The sequence below is a fragment of the Acinetobacter sp. ANC 7912 genome, assembly GCF_039862785.1.
Classification (GTDB): domain Bacteria; phylum Pseudomonadota; class Gammaproteobacteria; order Pseudomonadales; family Moraxellaceae; genus Acinetobacter; species Acinetobacter thermotolerans.
The window spans coordinates 1,937,184-1,954,510 of the sequence record NZ_CP156795.1 but is presented as its reverse complement, the minus strand read 5'-3'; the positions used below and the strand labels follow the sequence as shown (position 1 = coordinate 1,954,510).

The following is a 17,327-nucleotide window of genomic DNA, read 5'->3' as shown; positions in this document are numbered from 1 at the left end:
TCTGGATGACAAAAATGTCCAGTCATCAACCCGCTTAAGAACATGCAGCTTTAAAGGATAAAATTCAAGGGCAAAACTTAAAAAAATCAAAAAAAATTTAAATAAATTTATTGAAATGAATGGTTTGGATTTTTTGAATTAAAGGATGTGATGCTTATTTTTAGAGCAAACTGTTTCTAAAGGTAAATATTAAAAATAGCCTAAGCATTTTATATGATCGTGCATAAAACTAAGAAAAGATGCTTATCAACGTTTAATTCGGAAAATGGGAAAGATATGGAAAAACTTGTGATCTGTATAAATAGCCCCATTAACTGAGTTCACTTCATTTATGCTGACTGAAATACCGCAGAACTACTGAGATAAGTTCGTTGGGAAAATGCATGAAAGTGAGTAGAATATTGTGTTTTGGAATTGGGATAGGACGCTGACTTGGCTGCGAGAGATTTAAATGTCGAAAATCTGGTGATGGCACGAGACCTTCACCGTTTAAATCGTTTACGAAAAGGTAAAGATGCCAACGAAAAGCAGTATCAGGAATTATTTGAAAAATCCCATCTTAAAGTGCTGGAACGTGTCGAGCGCATTCCCAATATCAAGCTAAACCAGGACTTGCCGGTTACCCAGTATGCCGATAAGCTGATTGAAGCGATCCAGAAACATCAGGTCATTATTGTTGCGGGTGAAACCGGTTCTGGTAAAACGACTCAGCTCCCTCAAATTGCCATGCTGGCAGGTCGTGGATTAACCGGTCTGATTGGTCATACCCAGCCGCGTCGTTTGGCAGCGCGGAGCGTATCGCAGCGTATTGCCGAAGAAGTGGGTGAAAAACTCGGTGAATCAATTTCCTTTAAAGTCCGTTTTAATGAACAGGGCTCACAGGATTCGATTGTCCGTTTGATGACGGATGGTATTCTGTTGGCAGAACTGGCCAATGACCGATTCCTAACCAAATACGACACCATCATTATCGATGAGGCACATGAACGTTCGCTGAACATCGACTTCATCATGGGCTATCTGAAGCAGTTACTGCCACGCCGTAAAGATCTGAAAGTCATCATCACCTCAGCAACGCTGGATGTAAACCGTTTTAGTAACTACTTTAATGGTGCCCCAATTTTCGAAGTGGAAGGGCGTAGCTATCCTGTGGAAGTGCGTTACCGTCCAATTTCCGAAATGACCATTGGTGGCAGTGATGACGACGAGTTTGATGATTTCGAAGAAAACCTGCCACGTGCTGTTGTTGCAGCTGTAGAAGAATGTCTTCAGGATGCACAAGAGAAAGGTCATCTGGAACATGCCGATATCCTGATTTTCGCCAGTACCGAACAGGAAATTCGTGAACTACAGGAAACCCTGATCAAGCATGGCCCACGACACACTGAAGTCTTGCCACTGTATGCACGTCTGGCATTGGCAGAACAGCAGAAAATTTTCAATCCATCGGGTGGTGGGCGACGTATCATTATTGCCACCAACGTGGCAGAAACCGCCCTGACTGTACCGAATATCCGTTATGTGATTGATAGTGGTTTTGCCCGTATTTCACGTTATAGCTACCGTTCCCGCGTACAGCGTTTGCCAATCGAAGCCATTTCCCAGGCAGCAGCGAACCAGCGTAAAGGACGTTGTGGCCGTATTGCACCGGGTGTGTGTATTCGACTCTATTCAGAAGAAGATTTTTTAAGCCGTCCAGAGTTTACCGAACCGGAAATCAAGCGGACCAACCTGGCATCCGTGATTCTGCAGATGCAGAGCCTGAAATTGGGTTCATTAGAAGAGTTCGATTTTATTGAGCCACCAGATCACCGACTGGTGAATGATGGTCGTAAGCTGCTGATTGAACTAGGTGCTTTATCCGAGAAGAAAAATGAACTAACCAAGATTGGTTATCAGATGGCAAAAATGCCGATCGATCCGCGTCTGGCACGGATGATTCTTGGGGGTGCGCATTTTGGTGCCTTAAATGAAGCGCTAGTCATTGTCGCAGCGTTGGCGGTACAGGACCCGCGTGAACGCCCAGCTGACAAACAGATGCAGGCAGATCAGAAACATGCCTTGTTCCGTGAAGCAGATTCAGACTTCCTGTTCTATATCAAGTTGTGGGAAACGCTGCACGACAATCGCGAAAACATGAGTGAGAACAAGCGCCGTACTTTTGCGCGTAATCACTTCCTCAGCTGGTTGCGTTTGCGTGAGTGGAAGAAAACCCATGAACAGCTGGTTGATTTAGCTAAAGGCTTAAAGCTGTCCTTTAATGAAAAGAAAGCTAGCTATGAAAACTTGCACCGTGCCTTATTGACCGGACTATTATCGTTTATTGCTAACAAGACTGATGAGCGTAACGTGTTTATGGCGGTGCGTCAGCAGAAAGCACGTGTATTCCCAGCATCTACTTTGCACAAAACCAATACCCCGTGGGTAATGGCTTTCGAGATGGTGGAAACCTCACAAGTTTATCTGCGGACTTTGGCAAAGATCGAACCGGAATGGATTTTGCTGGCGGCGCGTGATCTGGTCAAACATCATTATTTTGAACCGCACTGGTCGAAAAAAGCAGGTGTGGTAAATGCCTATGACCAGATTTCCTTGTTTGGCCTGATCATTGAGCCAAAACGTCAGGTGAATTATGAAAAAGTGGATCAGGTTGCAGCGCATGAAATCTTCCTGCGCGATGCACTGACCACCGGTAACCTAGGCATCATGCCGCCATTTCTAAAGCATAACTTGTTAAAGCTTGAGGAAGTAGAACGGGTCGAAGACAAACTGCGCCGTCGGGATCTGGTCGTGGATGAAGAAACCATTTATCAGTTCTATGCCTCTAAAGTGCCGCCAGAGGTAGCGAGTCGCCGTAGCTTTGAAGACTGGCGCGCGACGGTTGAACCGCAAAATCCACGTTATCTGTTTGTGGATGATGATGCACTGTGGATGAATGACCGTCCGACAACGCAGCAGTTCCCGGACTATCTGCGGAATGGCGAGTTACGTCTGGCAGTGAGCTATCGTTTTGATCCAAGCCATGATGAAGATGGTGCAACGGTTCGCATTCCGGTGCAAGCTTTGCCACAGGTGGATGAAAATATCTGGTCTTGGGGCATTCCGGGCTGGCGTGAAGAGCTAATCGAAGCCTTGTTAAAAGCCTTGCCGAAAGATAAACGCCGTAATCTGGTACCGATTCCGGATACTGTGCATAAGTTGCTGTCACGCATTGATGCAACACATCTGCAACAACATATTTTTAGTTTCCTGGCATTCCAGTTGCGTGGTGAACAGATCACAGAAAAAGACTTCTCTTTTGAGCGGGTCGAGCAGTATTTGTTGCCTTTAATTAAGGTAATTGACGAGAAAGGTCGTGTGATCGAACAGGGTCGTGATCTGGATGAACAGAAGGCCCGTTGCCGTACGGAAACCCATAGTCCGGTAAAACAACTTAAAGGTGAACATACGACTTTTCCTGAAAACTTTGTCTTTGAAGCTTCGCAAAAAGTGACAGGCGTTGTCGTGAAGCAGTATCAGGCACTGGTACCGACCAAAGACTTCGCTGCATTAGAGCAAAAAGATGAATCCGGTGTGGTGATCCAGACCTTTAACGATCAGGTTGAAGCGATTCGTCAGCACCGTGCCGGGGTGATCCGACTGGTGCATATGCAGCTCGGTGATCTGGTGCGTCAACTGAAAAAACAGATTTCCAAACCGTTGGCTTTGGCTTATTCACCACTTGGCGACAAAGCGAAGTTGGAACAAATGTTAGTTTATGCCACACTACAGTTGTCCATAAATGAGCTGCCTGTCAATGCGCAAGAGTTCCAAAAGTTAGTTGAAGATGTAAAAAAATCTTTCTTAACTCATGGTCAGACTGCGCTGAAAGATATCACTGATATTTATACCCAGTGGCAGGAAATTCGCCGGAAACTCTTGGTTTTAGACGATTCTGTCTTTGGTAAGAATATTGATGATATTGAGGATCAGCTCGATTTGATGAATTTGGCCGACTTTGTTTATAGCAAGCCGACGGACGTCTGGATCGAATTTCCGCGCTACCTAAAAGCGCTGCTTTTGCGACTTGACCGTTTGCCAAATAATCTGCAAAGGGATGATTCTGCCATTGATCAAATCGACCCTTGGATGGAAAAATTGTTCAAATTTAAAAATGACGCTCGCCTGAAAGAACTGTATTTCATGGTCGAGGAATTACGGATCTCTTTATTTTCACAACCGATGAAAACTAAAGCGCCTGTTTCTCCGAATCGCCTACAAAAAGTATGGGATCGTCTTGGAATCAGTTAAGATATGAGTAATTTCTAAAAGGAGTTTTACATGGGCATCCGCATTACAGGTACTGGTCTGTTCCATCCTGAACATTCTATTACCAATGAAGAGTTAGTTGAAAGTTTAAATGCTTATGTGGAACAGTTTAACCAGGTCAATGCGGAAAAGATCGCTGCGGGCGAAATTGAAGCATTGCGTGGTTCTAGTGCAGAATTTATTGAAAAAGCTTCAGGCATCAAACGCCGTTATGTAGCTGAAAAAAGCGGTATTCTGGATCCAAAACGTCTTCGTCCTTTATTGCATGAACGTTCTAACGACGAACTGTCTATTCAGGCAGAGTGGGGCGTGGCTGCAGCTAAACAGGCGATGGAGAATGCAGGCGTAACTGCAGAAGACATCGATGTGGTGATTCTGTCATGTTCGAACATCCAACGTGCTTATCCGGCAGTTGCGATTGAAATCCAGACTGCTTTGGGTATTCAAGGTTATGCTTATGACATGAACGTAGCATGTTCTGCAGCAACTTTCGGGATCAAACAAGCTGCTGATGCGATCAAATCAGGCGCGCGTCGTGTCTTGCTGGTTAACGTAGAGATTACTTCTGGTCATACTGATTTCCGTTCACGCGATTGTCACTTTATCTTTGGTGATGTTGCGACTGCATCAATCATTGAAGATACTGAAACTAAAACTGGTTTCGAAGTTGAAGATATTGAGCTGTTCACCCAGTTCTCCAACAATATCCGTAATAACTTCGGTTACCTGAACATGAGCGAAGTGGATGCAGACATCGACAACAACCGTTTCCGTCAGGACGGTCGTAAAGTGTTCAAAGAAGTTTGTCCTCTTGTTGCCAAGATGATCACTAAGCAACTGGAAAAGAACAATATTGATCCAACCAATGTCAAACGTTTCTGGTTGCACCAAGCCAACGTGAACATGAATGAGCTGATCCTAAAACTGATCGTGGGCAAAGAACACGCGAAGTCAGAACTGGTTCCGTTGATTCTGGACGAATTCGCAAATACTTCATCTGCAGGTGTGATCATTGCATTGCACCGCACTGCACATGAAGTGAATGATGGCGAATATGGCGTATTGTGTTCATTCGGTGCGGGCTACTCTGTAGGCTCAATCCTTGTGAAAAAGCACGTTGTGGCCTAAGTAGGAATTTATATCTTGCAGGTCAAGCATGATGCAGCTTGGATTAAACGCTTAAGCAGTTTAGCCAAGCTGTATTTCACACCGACTTTTCTCGGTGCTGAGCATATCGATGCTTCGCGACCTGCAATGTATGTGGGTAATCATTCGATCTATGGAGTATTCGATTCTCCACTGGTTATTGATTACCTCTACAACGAACACAAAGTGGCTGTGGTCAGTATTGCCGATCACAGCCATTTTTATATTCCGCTGTGGCGAGAGATTTTTAAAAAGTTTGGCGCAATTGATGGCATACGTGAATATGTACGTGAAGTCATGCGACAAGGGTATTCGATTTTAGTCTTTCCCGGTGGTGGTCGCGAAGTGCTGAAACGCGAAGGCGAGCAATACCAGCTGATCTGGAAAGAACGCTATGGCTTTTTAAAACTGGCACAAGAATTTGGTTACGATATCGTGCCTTTTGCCGCGCTTGGCGGTGACGAAATTTTTGAGATCGGTTTTGATGCGCGTCATATTGTAGAAAACAAATACTTCCAGAAAATTCTTAAAGTCCCTGCATTGAACAAGCTACTACGTAAAGGGGATGTCATTCCATCCTTACCTAAAAATCCGTTTCCTAAACGGGTTCCTTTCTATTTTCAGTTTCAGCCTCGTCAGGTGATTCCTGAAATTCAAAACCAGCAGGATTTGGTACTTTTTCGCGAGCAGATTCAGCAACAGATCTATCATGCACTCGATAACTTAAAAGAGATTCGGGCAGCTGATCTGAATCAGCATAAGTCTTAGAACTGACTTAAATAAAAAATAAAGTCATATTAATTGTGAACTGTTTTACTGCTTGCTGGAGTTTTGTGATTTGCAGTGAGTTCCAATTTTCTTAATTGGTCTGTGTTGCGTAGTACGAATATGATTAAATGATGTCATCCATTCTTTTAGGTACGTGTATGGAACAGGACCGTTTAGTACCGCAGTATCAACAGCTGGCTACACAGCTGCTTCGTATTTCTCCGTTGCTGTATGAGTTTTACCAAGACCAGTTGGCTCTGGTGAAGCATGTCAATGCTCAAAACATGTTTAAGCTGGATCGTGAGCAGCATCGAATTGTACTGGCGAATGCTCTGTTTCATATTCAATTCAATACACCACAACAGATTCAGGAGGGCAGCGCAAAATTACTGGCTGAACCGCATTTTCATAATCAGCAGGTCAAATCTGAAAATCTGGAAGAATTTTTCCTGCAAGATATCTATTTCCTGACCGGTGATCAAAAACCGCAACATTCCCCTTTTTTAAGAGATAAAGCTCAAAAGTTGCGTAAATTGTTTATTGAACAGGTCTATAGCTGGGTCAATGGCCCAGAACGAGTTGCTGAGTTTCTTAAGCAGATTTCACTTGCCGAAGCTGAACTGATTGATCAGGTGATGATAGAGACAAGTACTTATACCACACCCTATCTGCAGCAATACGTGTTGTCTGGCCGGGAATTACCACAGCAACTTTTACAACTGATCCAGAAAATCTTTACGTTGGAATATCTAGTGCCATCGGATTTCTTACCAATCCAGAGTTTGATGCATAGCCTGGATGAATTCTGCTTTAGTGCACCGCAATTTCTGCATCCAGCAATTTACTGTATCATCAGCCTATCTTTTGAAGAACGTTTTAATCTGCATGAGCTGAATGAGCATGTGCATGATATTGAGTTACTGTTTCGACATGCGCAGGAGCATCCTCATCTGTTAGGTTTCGCACGTCTGATGAACCGGGAAATGTGGAGGCGAGATGACCTGCTCAGCAAAAAACATTTTCTGGAACGCAACAACCAGCTATGGCAGAAAAAAGTTGCTAAATTACCGCTATTTGATTGCAGCCGTGTGGTGAACTGGTTATTCCGTCAATCAGCCGAAGTGCTGGACTGGATCAGCATGAATATCCAGCATAGTAGTGTGCGGGTTGCTGTGACCGCGATCAGTTTTTTGGATACCCATCAAGTGCACCCACAGGTGATTCTGGCGACTCTACAATACTTTCAGTATGTTTCGGCACGACTGTTTATTCATAGTGTTTATCAATATGCGATTGAACACAAATGGTTTCAGCATCCGCAGAACCAGTCCGTGGTGTTAAAAGGTACACGTCAGTCGGTTAATGATCACCGCATTGCGATTAGTCCCTCAATTTTGTATCTGGATGAATGGATGGGCTTGATGCGGGATGTAGTGAATATGGATGATCAGAGCATCAAGAAAGTTTATCTAGGCTTAAGTCGGGTAATGCAGGCGTATCTGCAGCATCTACATAAAATCACCATACATTTACCAGAAACTGTACAGCAATATATTCATCCTTCAAACCAGCAGGATCGTGATTTCTATGCAGAATTACAACGTCACCGGATTAAGTTAAGCGAGTTTCGGCAGCTGTTCTATTTACAGGATGGTAATATCCGTGAATCAGTTTTTGACAGCTATGTGCGAGATTATCTGGCGGAATATCTTATTCAGCACACTCATATTTCAAAGAACCTGACTTGGAAAGGATTATTTAATCAGGCAGTGGCTTGGCATACCCAGATTCAGAAGCAGGAAATCATTGAGCGATTAAAAAAAGATTTTGCTTTGCGTGACTGGAAAAGTTTAACGACTGAGCCTTGTATTTATTATCGGGACTGGACATTCCAGGAGCTTAAGACCATCGACCAGATCATTGAGCAGACTAGGAGTTTTCGAAACTGTTTGGCTGCTAGCTATGCGAAGCGTATTATCGAAGGGGAATATGTGGCTTTTTATGTTAGTTATGGGAGCCTGTCTGTTCCATTATTGCTCGGCTGTAATGTGCAGGATAGGCAACTCATTTTTGATCAGCTGGAATACCCAAATAACCAAAAAGCTGAACCGCAATATATCCACATCGCTAAAGAATTTACTGACTGGTTGAATCAACGACTGGCTACGTCGTGTCGGGAAACAGATTTGGATGTGAATGCTTAACTTTTGCTGGAAAAGTCGTTAGGCTATAGCCGTTCTTTCACGGTATAGGTCATATGAAACAGGAAACTGCACTCAAGTTACTTAAAGCGGGCGAAAATGTATTTCTGACAGGCTCGGCTGGTGCAGGGAAAACCTATACCCTGAATCAATATATTAATTACCTCAAAGCGCGTAAGGTATCGGTGGCGATTACGGCTTCCACCGGTATTGCAGCGACACATATGAATGGCATGACCATTCACACCTGGGCTGGCATTGGCATCAAGGATTTTCTTTCTGAAGAAGACTTAAAGCGCATGAAAGAGCGCAAGTATTTGAAGGAACATCTGGAAAATGCACAGGTTCTGATTATTGACGAGATTTCAATGCTGCATGCCAAGCAGCTGAATCTAGTCAATCAGGTCCTCAAATATTTTAAAGAATCTGAAGAAGCCTTTGGCGGGATTCAAGTGATTGTGGCAGGAGATTTCTTTCAGTTGCCACCAGTCGGTAAAAATGAGGAGCGTAACCGCGACAAGTTCTGTTTTATGTCCGAAGCCTGGGTCGAAGCGAAATTTCGCGTCTGTTATCTAACTGAACAGCACCGTCAGGGTAATGACTATCTCAACGATATTCTGAATGCGATTCGTGCACAGGCGATTGGCCCGGAACATCGTGCAGCCTTACAGTCAACCCGCAACCAGAATATTGGCGAGACTTATACACGTCTATATACTCACAATATGGATGTGGACAGCATTAACTTCCGTCATTTGAATGAAATTGACAATGAGCCACGTCAGTTTGATGCGCGCTGTGATGGAAATGAAAAACTGATTGAAACCCTGAAATCTTCCGTACGAGCACCAGAAACCCTGAGTCTGAAAAAACATGCCAAAGTCATGTTTGTAAAAAACAACTTTGACTTGGGCTATATCAATGGCAGTCTCGGCGAGGTAGTGGGTTTTGAAGATGATGATGAGTTTGGAGTGCTGCCTAAGGTCAAGCTGACTGATGGTACAACGCTACTGGTCGAGCCAGAAACCTGGTCTGTAGAAAATGAAGCCGGTAAAGTGATTGCCAGCTTCCAGCAGATTCCACTACGTCTGGCCTGGGCAATTACTATCCATAAATCTCAGGGCATGACTCTGGAAGCTGCAGAAATTGACCTGAGCCATACCTTTGAAAAAGGCCAGGGTTATGTCGCACTATCCCGTCTAAAATCTTTAGACGGTTTAAGACTAAAAGGCTTTAATGAACAGGCCCTAGAACTGGATAGTCTGGCGATCAAAGCAGACCGACGTTTTCAGGAACTATCAGAAGAAGCTGAAATTCACTTCGAAAATATTGATCTGACTGTACAGCATAAAGCTTTTATCCGTCATTGTGGTGGTACATTGAATGAAACTGAAATTCAGCGTAACGAGAAAAAGCTGGCAAAAAATGGTGGTAAACAGAATTATGCGGCTGCAACACTAGATGAAACCCGAGCTTTATTTGAGGAAGGTTATGACATTCAGGATATCGCGACTGAACGTGGCCTGACCCCAGCGACGATTATCAATCACCTTGGTCGTCTGCAAAAAGAGCAGGGGCTGGATATTTCTGTCGCCCACCCGGGTGAAGAAGTGGTGGAGCAGGTGCGCAAGATTTATAAACGTCTGACTAAGCGTCAGGATGTTGATCATTTTAATGAGGATGGTTCTATCAAGTTGCGTCCAATTGTGGAATTGACCAGTCCGCGGATGGGCTATGATCAGGTGCGTCTGGCTTTATTATTTGTTGAGTAAGAATAGGAATTTGATGTAAAAAAACTTCTGCGAACACGATGTATTCATTCATAGCTTAAAGGGTGATTACAATTATCTACTCATAAGTAAGTAATGATTCGAATATGTGATGAGTTATAACCACCTTACTTTTGACGGGCCAAAAGTAACAAAAGCCCTTTATTGATCTGACGGCACATCCCTGTGCCGCAGATCAATGTGCGACCTCCTTGTCGCATGTCGTGTGATTTAATGATTATTTGAATCGTATAAGCTTTTTAAGTTCTATGAGGTTTAATTATAAAGGGATTGAATCTATGAGGTTGGAGGAATCTATTGCGTACTAATCAATAACGATAAAATCCCCGCCGCAATTAATGGTCCAACCGGCACTCCACGCACGAAAGCTACGCCAGCCACCGTTCCAATCAGCAAGCCAGCCACCACATTCGGTTGATTGGTCATCAATTTGACACCGCGTCCACCAAGCCAAGCGACAAAAATACCTACAGCGATGGCGAGTAAAGATTTCCAGCTTAAAAATGATTTCAGGATACCGTCACCAGAAATTTTGCCACTGGCAATCGGTGCCAAAACGCCAATGGTCAGAATGATTACCCCGATATTTAAACCATGCGCCTGTACATAAGGCAGTAGCGTTTCATGCAACGGCGTGATTTTTAAAACCAGTAAAACCGCTGCTGCAATCGTGACCGCGGTGTTATGACTAAAAATACCACAGGCCAGCAAAATCAGAAGAACGACTAAATTCAGATCAAATTGAGACATAAGAAGAAATAAGGAGGAAGAATCACACTATTGTAGACTTTTTTAGCAAGCGAGACGAATGCGGGATAAACTTGAATCAGCAAAGCTGCATTTCAGTATAGAATAACGGCTGAATATACAGGTAGAGATTAAGATTTATGCTTCTGGAAAAAATGTTGCAGTCACAGGGTTTTGGTTCGCGTAAGCATTGTCAGCAACTGATCAAGAACGGTGCTGTCAGTATCCAGGACGAAATCATTGATCATCCAAAGCATAAGCTGGATCTGAATCAGCTGGAATTTAGTGTATATGGGGAAACTTACCAATATCGTGAAAAAGTGTATATTGCACTGAACAAACCAAAAGGCTATGAGTGCTCCCATCAAGCGACACACCACTTTAGTGTCTTTGATCTGTTTGATGATCTGTTGATGAATCGTGGAATTCAGTGTGTTGGACGGTTAGATCAGGATACAACTGGGCTGCTTCTACTTACTGATGATGGTCAGTTCCTGCAGGCTTTAACGCATCCTAAAAAGCATGTGGCGAAGGTTTACCAAATGGAAACGGCTGATCCAATATCCGATGAGCAGATTCAGCAGCTTGAACGAGGGGTTGAACTACGCAATGAAAAGGGGATTTATGCTGCAACAGATGTAAAACGTCTGGATGAGAAACGCTTGCAAATGACCATTCATCAGGGGGTCTATCATCAGGTGAAACGGATGCTAGCTGCAGTAGGAAATAAAGTTGAAAAACTGCACCGTGCCCAGATTGGTCAGTTATCGTTAAACGATCTGCCAGAAGGTGAATGGATCTATCTCACCGAAGAGCAGGTGGCGCAGGCAAAATACCATGAAGAATAAAACCTGATTTTTATTTCAGGAAACAATGGAAAGTGACAAATTCTTCATCCCGCATGAATCCCATCGATTCATACAGTTTATGCGATTGAAAGTTATTTTTCTGAGTTTCCAAACTGATCCTCAAGGCATTTTCCTGTTTAGCAAATAAAATTGCGGTATCAATCAACTGTTTTGCTGCGCCATGCCGGCGATAAGGTGGACTGATATAAACATCATCTAGTACATAATAGGTTGAACAGGCGACTGAAGAAAATCTTAAATAGAGCAGAATAAAGCCGGTAAATATATCATCCTTGGTATTGATGAAAATCACGGTCTGCTGGTCTTCAAAACGCTGTTTCAGGAACTGATAGGAAAGTTCCTGATTGGAAGATGCCCCATAAAACTGGCGATATTCATCAAATAATACTGAAAGTTGTTGCAGGTCTTCTACCTGAGCGCGTCGAACAAGCATTCAAAACTCCATGTCTGATTATTATTATGTACATGAAGCATAGCGAAGTTTGGGGAGCTGTAACGTATTAAATTGTTTGAAAATGCGACAGTGTTAAATTTTGTCACTCTCGCCGAGGATGGCATTCAGTTCTTCAAATAGGTCCAGATGATCATCATCGTTGTGAAGCGCTAGGCTTTCCTGTTCAGCACTATCAGCGACCAATGCAGGTGAGGCTAATGGCTTGTTTTCTGCCTGTTTGATTTTGCTGCGTAGCTTAATCAGCTGTTCCAGATTGATATTCTGGTTTTCAATCGAGAAGGGGATGGATTTAGTCAGGACGACCTGTTTGAAAAATAGTCGTACAGCTTGTGCTGGCGTAATCCCTAATTGTTTAAACACAGCAAAAGCTTGTTTCTTTTCTTGAGAATCCAAGCGTATTTGGTAGACTTCTGTTTTTCTCATAATATATTCAAGCGTTTAAATACTTAACTTTTCGCATTCATTTTAATCCATTACATTTGAAATACAATCCTTATACACTTAATTCTGAAAATAAATCGTAATGACAGACACATTACAATGTCAGTTCTTGCCTAGAAGAAAATTGCATCAGTTCTTTGCTCATCGGATCTATAAATTCAATATGTTTGGCGAGTAGTTGCAGTGGCGCAGAGAAGTCATCATCAGCTTTATGCTTAATGATAGGATAAAATGGATCATTCAGAATCGGGATGCCCAAAAAGTTTAAATGCACCCGCAGCTGGTGCTGTTTGCCGGTATGTGGTTTTAATTCATATTTAGCTAGGTGATCTTTATGCGTTAATAACGTGATTTCGGTTTCACTATTTGGTTCGCCGTCGAGAACCTGCATGGTATAGAAGGGCTCGCCCTTATCCATACGCAGGCGAACAGTATGTGGAAATTTTAAATCATCTCTATAGCCCGCAATGGCATGATAGGTTTTTTGCACCTGACGGGTCGCAAACAGCTGTTGATACAGGCCGCGTGAAGCGATATTTTTTGAGATGAGGACTACACCAGCCGTTTCCCGATCCAGACGGTGGATTGGTGTCAGATGTTCAATTCCAGTCTGTTTCTTGAGGCGCACCAGCAAGGTTTCCTGTACATATTGCCCGGTTGGACTCATGGTCAGGAAATGCGGCTTGTCGATCACCATAAAGTGATCATTTTGAAAAAGGATTTGGTGCTCAAAAGGTACATGAGTTTCATGCGCCAGAAATCGATAATAGAAACAGTGGCTATTCGCCTGAAATGGACTGTCTAGGGTTAAAGTATTGCCTTGTACATCATAGACCAGCCCATCCTGAAAACGCGACAGCCATTCGCTGGCTGTAATATGCGGAAACTGCTTGCAGAGATATTCATATACTGTTGCCGCATTGGACGGTTGCAGAAATACTTTGCTGGCACTGACGCCATTGAGCATGGGTGGAGTAAATTCAGCAGAAGTATTCATGGTGTCCGGTAAATCTGATCTGGAAACAAATGCTATGAAAAAATACAGTTTCTTCGGCCATGGAATAGGCTTTTAAACTGCGGCGATGCTATCATATTTGTTCCTTTGAATCATGTCGTGAGTCATATGCCTTATTCATTTAGCGTTTCCTTAAATCAAGAAGAAGATACCCAGCAGCTGGCCAAGGTACTGGCAGCCAATTTTACGACGGGTGTGATCTATCTGATTGGTGATCTGGGCGCAGGCAAGACCACATTGACACGTTATTATTTGCAACAGCTTGGTCATCAGGGTTCGGTAAAAAGCCCGACTTATACCCTCGTTGAACCTTATAACGTTCGGGGCAAAGATATCTTCCACTTTGATTTATACCGCCTGAATGATCCATATGAACTGGAATTAATGGGAATCCGTGATTATCTGGAAACCCCGAATGCATTATTTCTGTTTGAATGGCCATCCAAAGGTGGTGATGAAATTCCTGAAGCTGATCTGGTTATCGAAATTTTGAAATCTGAAGATGAGCTGACGCGTACTGCTACGCTGACCTCATCCAGTGCAGCACTACAACAGGCTTTGGAGCAGCAATTCCCACATGTCGAATGATTTAAGCGTACGCCGTATCCATACCCTTGATCCTGCGCTGGCCAACCAGATTGCGGCCGGTGAAGTTATTGAACGTCCTGCCTCCGTGGTCAAGGAGCTACTTGAAAATTCCATCGATGCCGGGGCAACCGAGCTGATTATCCGTGTGGAGCAGGGTGGCAGTACGCTGATTGAAATTATCGACAACGGTCGTGGTATTCATCCGGAAGACTTACCTTTAGCAGTGATGCGTCACGCCACCAGTAAAATCCAGACCTCTGAAGATTTACACGCGATTACTAGTCTAGGTTTTCGTGGTGAAGCACTAGCATCTATTGCAGCGGTATCGCGACTAACCTTGACCAGCAGTCAAGCAGAAGATGGAATTGGCTATCAGGTTGAAGTCAATGGCACCGCCTTTGATCATCAGGAAGTGCAACCGGTCGCGGCGTCTAAAGGTGCGCATATCCGGGTGCAGGATTTATTCTTTAATGTCCCAGCACGCCGTAAATTTCTGAAAAAGCCTGGGACTGAATTTGGACATATCGAAGAAATTGTACGCCGTCTGGCTTTGACCCATTTCGATATTCGCTTTGTGCTGGAACATAACCAAAGCCTCAAACTGAATCTGCCGATTGCGGATAGCGGTGAGCTGCGATTCCAGCGTGTACAACAGTTACTGGGTCGGCAGTTTACTGAAAATGCGTACTGGATCGATGCGGACAGTATCAATATGCGGCTGTCTGGCTGGTTAGGGCATCCATCCGATGCACGTGCACAGGCTGATCTGCAATATGTCTATGTGAATGGCCGTATCGTCCGAGACAAGACCATTTCGCATGCATTACGCATGGCCTATGATGGGATTCTGCATGGACACCAGCATGCAGCTTATCTACTCTTTCTGGAAGTGGATCCGGAAAATATTGATGTCAATGTACATCCAACCAAACATGAAATTCGGTTTCTGAATCAACGTGAAGTGCATGAATTTGTGCGTCACTATGCCAAGGAAACCTTAGCGCAGTTTCAGACCGCAAGTGCAGATCTGGCGCAAGCGATGAAGGTTGAAACTGAGTCACAACCGATTGCGCCACAGCCACGTTATCAGGAACAGTTTAGTCTGCATCAGGCAATGACAGCCTATCAGCCGGCAGCTGAACCTTATGCCATGCGTTCGCATACAAATGCACAAGCAAATGCAAGTTATGTAGAAGCAGAAGCTTCGGACGTATTAACTGATTTTGAATCATCACGTCCACAGACGGTGAATTACGCGCAGGATTACAACAAGTCTTATGCTGGTTCACAGCAACTGAATAATGCACTTAAAAGTTATCTGGCACCCCTTAGAGAAATGCCAGAAACAGAATTAAAAACAGCTAAACAGTCATTTAATGAACATCTGCAGCGAAAGGTGGATGAGCATCCGCTTGGAATGGCGATTGCCCAGCTGCACGGGATTTATATCTTGGCGCAAAACTCTGAAGGCCTGATCATTGTCGACATGCATGCAGCACATGAACGCATTGTGCTGCAACAGATGAAAGCGGCTTGGGATAAACCGGAATTCTGGTCTTCTCAGCAACTGCTCATTCCAAAAGTGGTGAATATCAGCCGCATGCAGGCCATGCGAGTGGAAGAGCTGAAAGAACAGCTAGCCCGCTTTGGTCTGGAGATTGATCAGTATGGCGATGAGCAGGTGATTGTGCGTGGTGTACCTGCGATTCTACTTAAAGCGGATTTTGATGCGTTGATACCTGAATTATTGAATGATCTAGATCCCAGTGATCAGGTACAGAGCTTGCAGCAGAAACGTGACCAGATTCTGGCGGGTATGGCCTGTCATGGTGCGGTACGTGCACACCGTATTTTAAGCCTGTCTGAAATGAATGCCTTGTTGCGTCAGATGGAACAAACCGAATTTGCCAGCCAGTGTAATCATGGTCGTCCAACTTGGCGTGCCTTCCCGCTATCACAGCTGGATAAACTTTTTGCTCGAGGAGAGTAGTTGTACATGTCAAATCAATTGCCGGTCATCAACCTGATGGGACCTACTGCAAGTGGTAAAACCGCTTTGGCATGTGAACTGTATGAGCAGGGTAATTTTGAATTAATTTCTGTAGATTCTGCGCTAGTGTATCGTGAGATGGACATTGGTACAGCTAAACCAACCAAAGCAGAACTGGAGCAATACCCGCATCATCTGATTGATATTATTAGTCCTCTGGAAGTGTACTCTGCAGCCAATTTTGTTGCAGATGCCTGTCGTCTGATTGATGATATGCATGCGCGTGGTAAAACTCCAATTCTGGTTGGTGGCACTATGCTGTATTTTAAAGCCTTGCTTGAAGGGCTCTCAGATAACTTGCCAAGTGCAGATTATGCAGTGCGAGCAGAAATCGAAGCGAAAGCAGCACAGGATGGCTGGGAAGCAGTGTATGCTGAGCTTTGCGAGGTAGATCCAATCGCGGGCCAGAAATTTAAAGTGAGTGATAAACAGCGTATTATCCGTGCTTTAGAAGTGTTTAAGCTCACCGGTCAGCCGATTACAAAACTACAAGCAGAGCAGCCAAAAAATCAACCTTATCGATACAATTTTTATAATTATGCGCTGATGCCAGATCGTCTAGAATTGCACAAGCGCATTGAAAAACGATTAGAAATAATGTGGAAAATCGGATTTTTAAATGAAGTCAAAGGATTGATGAAAAAATACGATTTTGATGAAAATCTCCCTTCTATGCGTTCTGTTGGCTATCGTCAAGCGATCGAATTTTTAAAAAACAGTGATCGAAGTCGTGAAAAACAGCGGGAAATGGAAGATAAAGCATTGTTTGCAACACGACAACTTGCAAAACGTCAATACACATGGTTAAGATCTTTGCAAGAAAAGCATAAATTTACAACATATTTTACAGCGCAGCAGGCGCAAGAAGACTTGCGAAACTGTTACGGATAAAGCAAAATTTACAGACTATCTTTTTTATAATTTTTATTTGAAAAATAGAGATAGTTTTT

The 17,327-nt window shown here is 43.7% G+C and carries 13 protein-coding genes; 9 read left to right on the top strand and 4 right to left on the bottom strand.

The features are described 5' to 3' along the window. Nucleotides 1-468 precede the first annotated feature (468 nt). From hrpA to ABEF84_RS09615, 5 genes are all read left to right on the top strand, one after another. Nucleotides 469-4,290, top strand: coding sequence for an ATP-dependent RNA helicase HrpA (hrpA, locus tag ABEF84_RS09635; RefSeq protein WP_347454969.1), 3,822 nt, complete (start codon nt 469-471; stop codon nt 4,288-4,290). Nucleotides 4,291-4,320: 30 nt separating this feature from the next. Continuing rightward, a complete protein-coding gene (locus ABEF84_RS09630) occupies nt 4,321-5,436 on the top strand; it encodes a beta-ketoacyl-ACP synthase III (protein ID WP_034586977.1) in 1,116 nt (371 codons plus the stop codon). A gap of 15 nt (nt 5,437-5,451) precedes the next feature. Further along, nucleotides 5,452-6,222 carry a lysophospholipid acyltransferase family protein gene (locus ABEF84_RS09625; protein WP_034586979.1) on the top strand — a complete coding sequence of 257 codons (771 nt, stop codon included), beginning with the start codon at nt 5,452-5,454 and terminating at the stop codon, nt 6,220-6,222. A 158-nt stretch (nt 6,223-6,380) separates the two neighbouring features. Continuing rightward, on the top strand, nt 6,381-8,426 hold the full coding sequence (locus ABEF84_RS09620) for a hypothetical protein (protein ID WP_034586980.1): 2,046 nt from the start codon (nt 6,381-6,383) through the stop codon (nt 8,424-8,426). Between the two features lie 53 nt (nt 8,427-8,479). Beyond that, nucleotides 8,480-10,195, top strand: coding sequence for an AAA family ATPase (locus ABEF84_RS09615; protein WP_034586983.1), 1,716 nt, complete (start codon nt 8,480-8,482; stop codon nt 10,193-10,195). A 312-nt stretch (nt 10,196-10,507) separates the two neighbouring features. Here the strand turns inward: ABEF84_RS09615 and ABEF84_RS09610 are convergent, their stop codons facing one another. Further along, nucleotides 10,508-10,963, bottom strand: coding sequence for a DUF441 domain-containing protein (locus ABEF84_RS09610; RefSeq protein ID WP_347452860.1), 456 nt, complete (start codon nt 10,961-10,963; stop codon nt 10,508-10,510). Nucleotides 10,964-11,100: 137 nt separating this feature from the next. On the opposite strand from ABEF84_RS09610, the gene ABEF84_RS09605 reads away from it, so the two are divergent. Next, the gene (locus ABEF84_RS09605) at nt 11,101-11,808 is read left to right on the top strand and encodes a pseudouridine synthase (RefSeq protein ID WP_347452859.1); all 708 of its coding nucleotides are present in this window, start codon (nt 11,101-11,103) and stop codon (nt 11,806-11,808) included. Between the two features lie 10 nt (nt 11,809-11,818). Here the strand turns inward: ABEF84_RS09605 and ABEF84_RS09600 are convergent, their stop codons facing one another. The 3 genes from ABEF84_RS09600 to ABEF84_RS09590 form a co-directional block, all read right to left on the bottom strand. Beyond that, nucleotides 11,819-12,262 (bottom strand): GNAT family N-acetyltransferase, encoded by a 444-nt coding sequence (locus ABEF84_RS09600; RefSeq protein WP_347452858.1) that lies wholly within the window; start codon nt 12,260-12,262, stop codon nt 11,819-11,821. Nucleotides 12,263-12,355: 93 nt separating this feature from the next. Continuing rightward, entirely contained in the window at nt 12,356-12,706 is a 351-nt protein-coding gene (locus tag ABEF84_RS09595) for a type II toxin-antitoxin system RelB/DinJ family antitoxin (RefSeq protein WP_034586993.1), read from the bottom strand. 112 nt (nt 12,707-12,818) lie between these two features. Next, the gene (locus ABEF84_RS09590; RefSeq protein WP_347452857.1) at nt 12,819-13,721 is read right to left on the bottom strand and encodes a pseudouridine synthase; all 903 of its coding nucleotides are present in this window, start codon (nt 13,719-13,721) and stop codon (nt 12,819-12,821) included. A gap of 126 nt (nt 13,722-13,847) precedes the next feature. On the opposite strand from ABEF84_RS09590, the gene tsaE reads away from it, so the two are divergent. The 3 genes from tsaE to miaA are packed head-to-tail and all read left to right on the top strand — an operon-like array spanning nt 13,848 to nt 17,268. Next, nucleotides 13,848-14,327 (top strand): tRNA (adenosine(37)-N6)-threonylcarbamoyltransferase complex ATPase subunit type 1 TsaE, encoded by a 480-nt coding sequence (tsaE, locus tag ABEF84_RS09585; RefSeq protein WP_034586998.1) that lies wholly within the window; start codon nt 13,848-13,850, stop codon nt 14,325-14,327. Beyond that, entirely contained in the window at nt 14,317-16,317 is a 2,001-nt protein-coding gene (mutL, locus tag ABEF84_RS09580) for a DNA mismatch repair endonuclease MutL (protein WP_034587000.1), read from the top strand. The genes tsaE and mutL overlap by 11 nt, the downstream gene beginning before the upstream one ends. A gap of 6 nt (nt 16,318-16,323) precedes the next feature. After that, nucleotides 16,324-17,268 carry a tRNA (adenosine(37)-N6)-dimethylallyltransferase MiaA gene (gene miaA / locus ABEF84_RS09575; RefSeq protein ID WP_034587002.1) on the top strand — a complete coding sequence of 315 codons (945 nt, stop codon included), beginning with the start codon at nt 16,324-16,326 and terminating at the stop codon, nt 17,266-17,268. Nucleotides 17,269-17,327 lie beyond the last annotated feature (59 nt).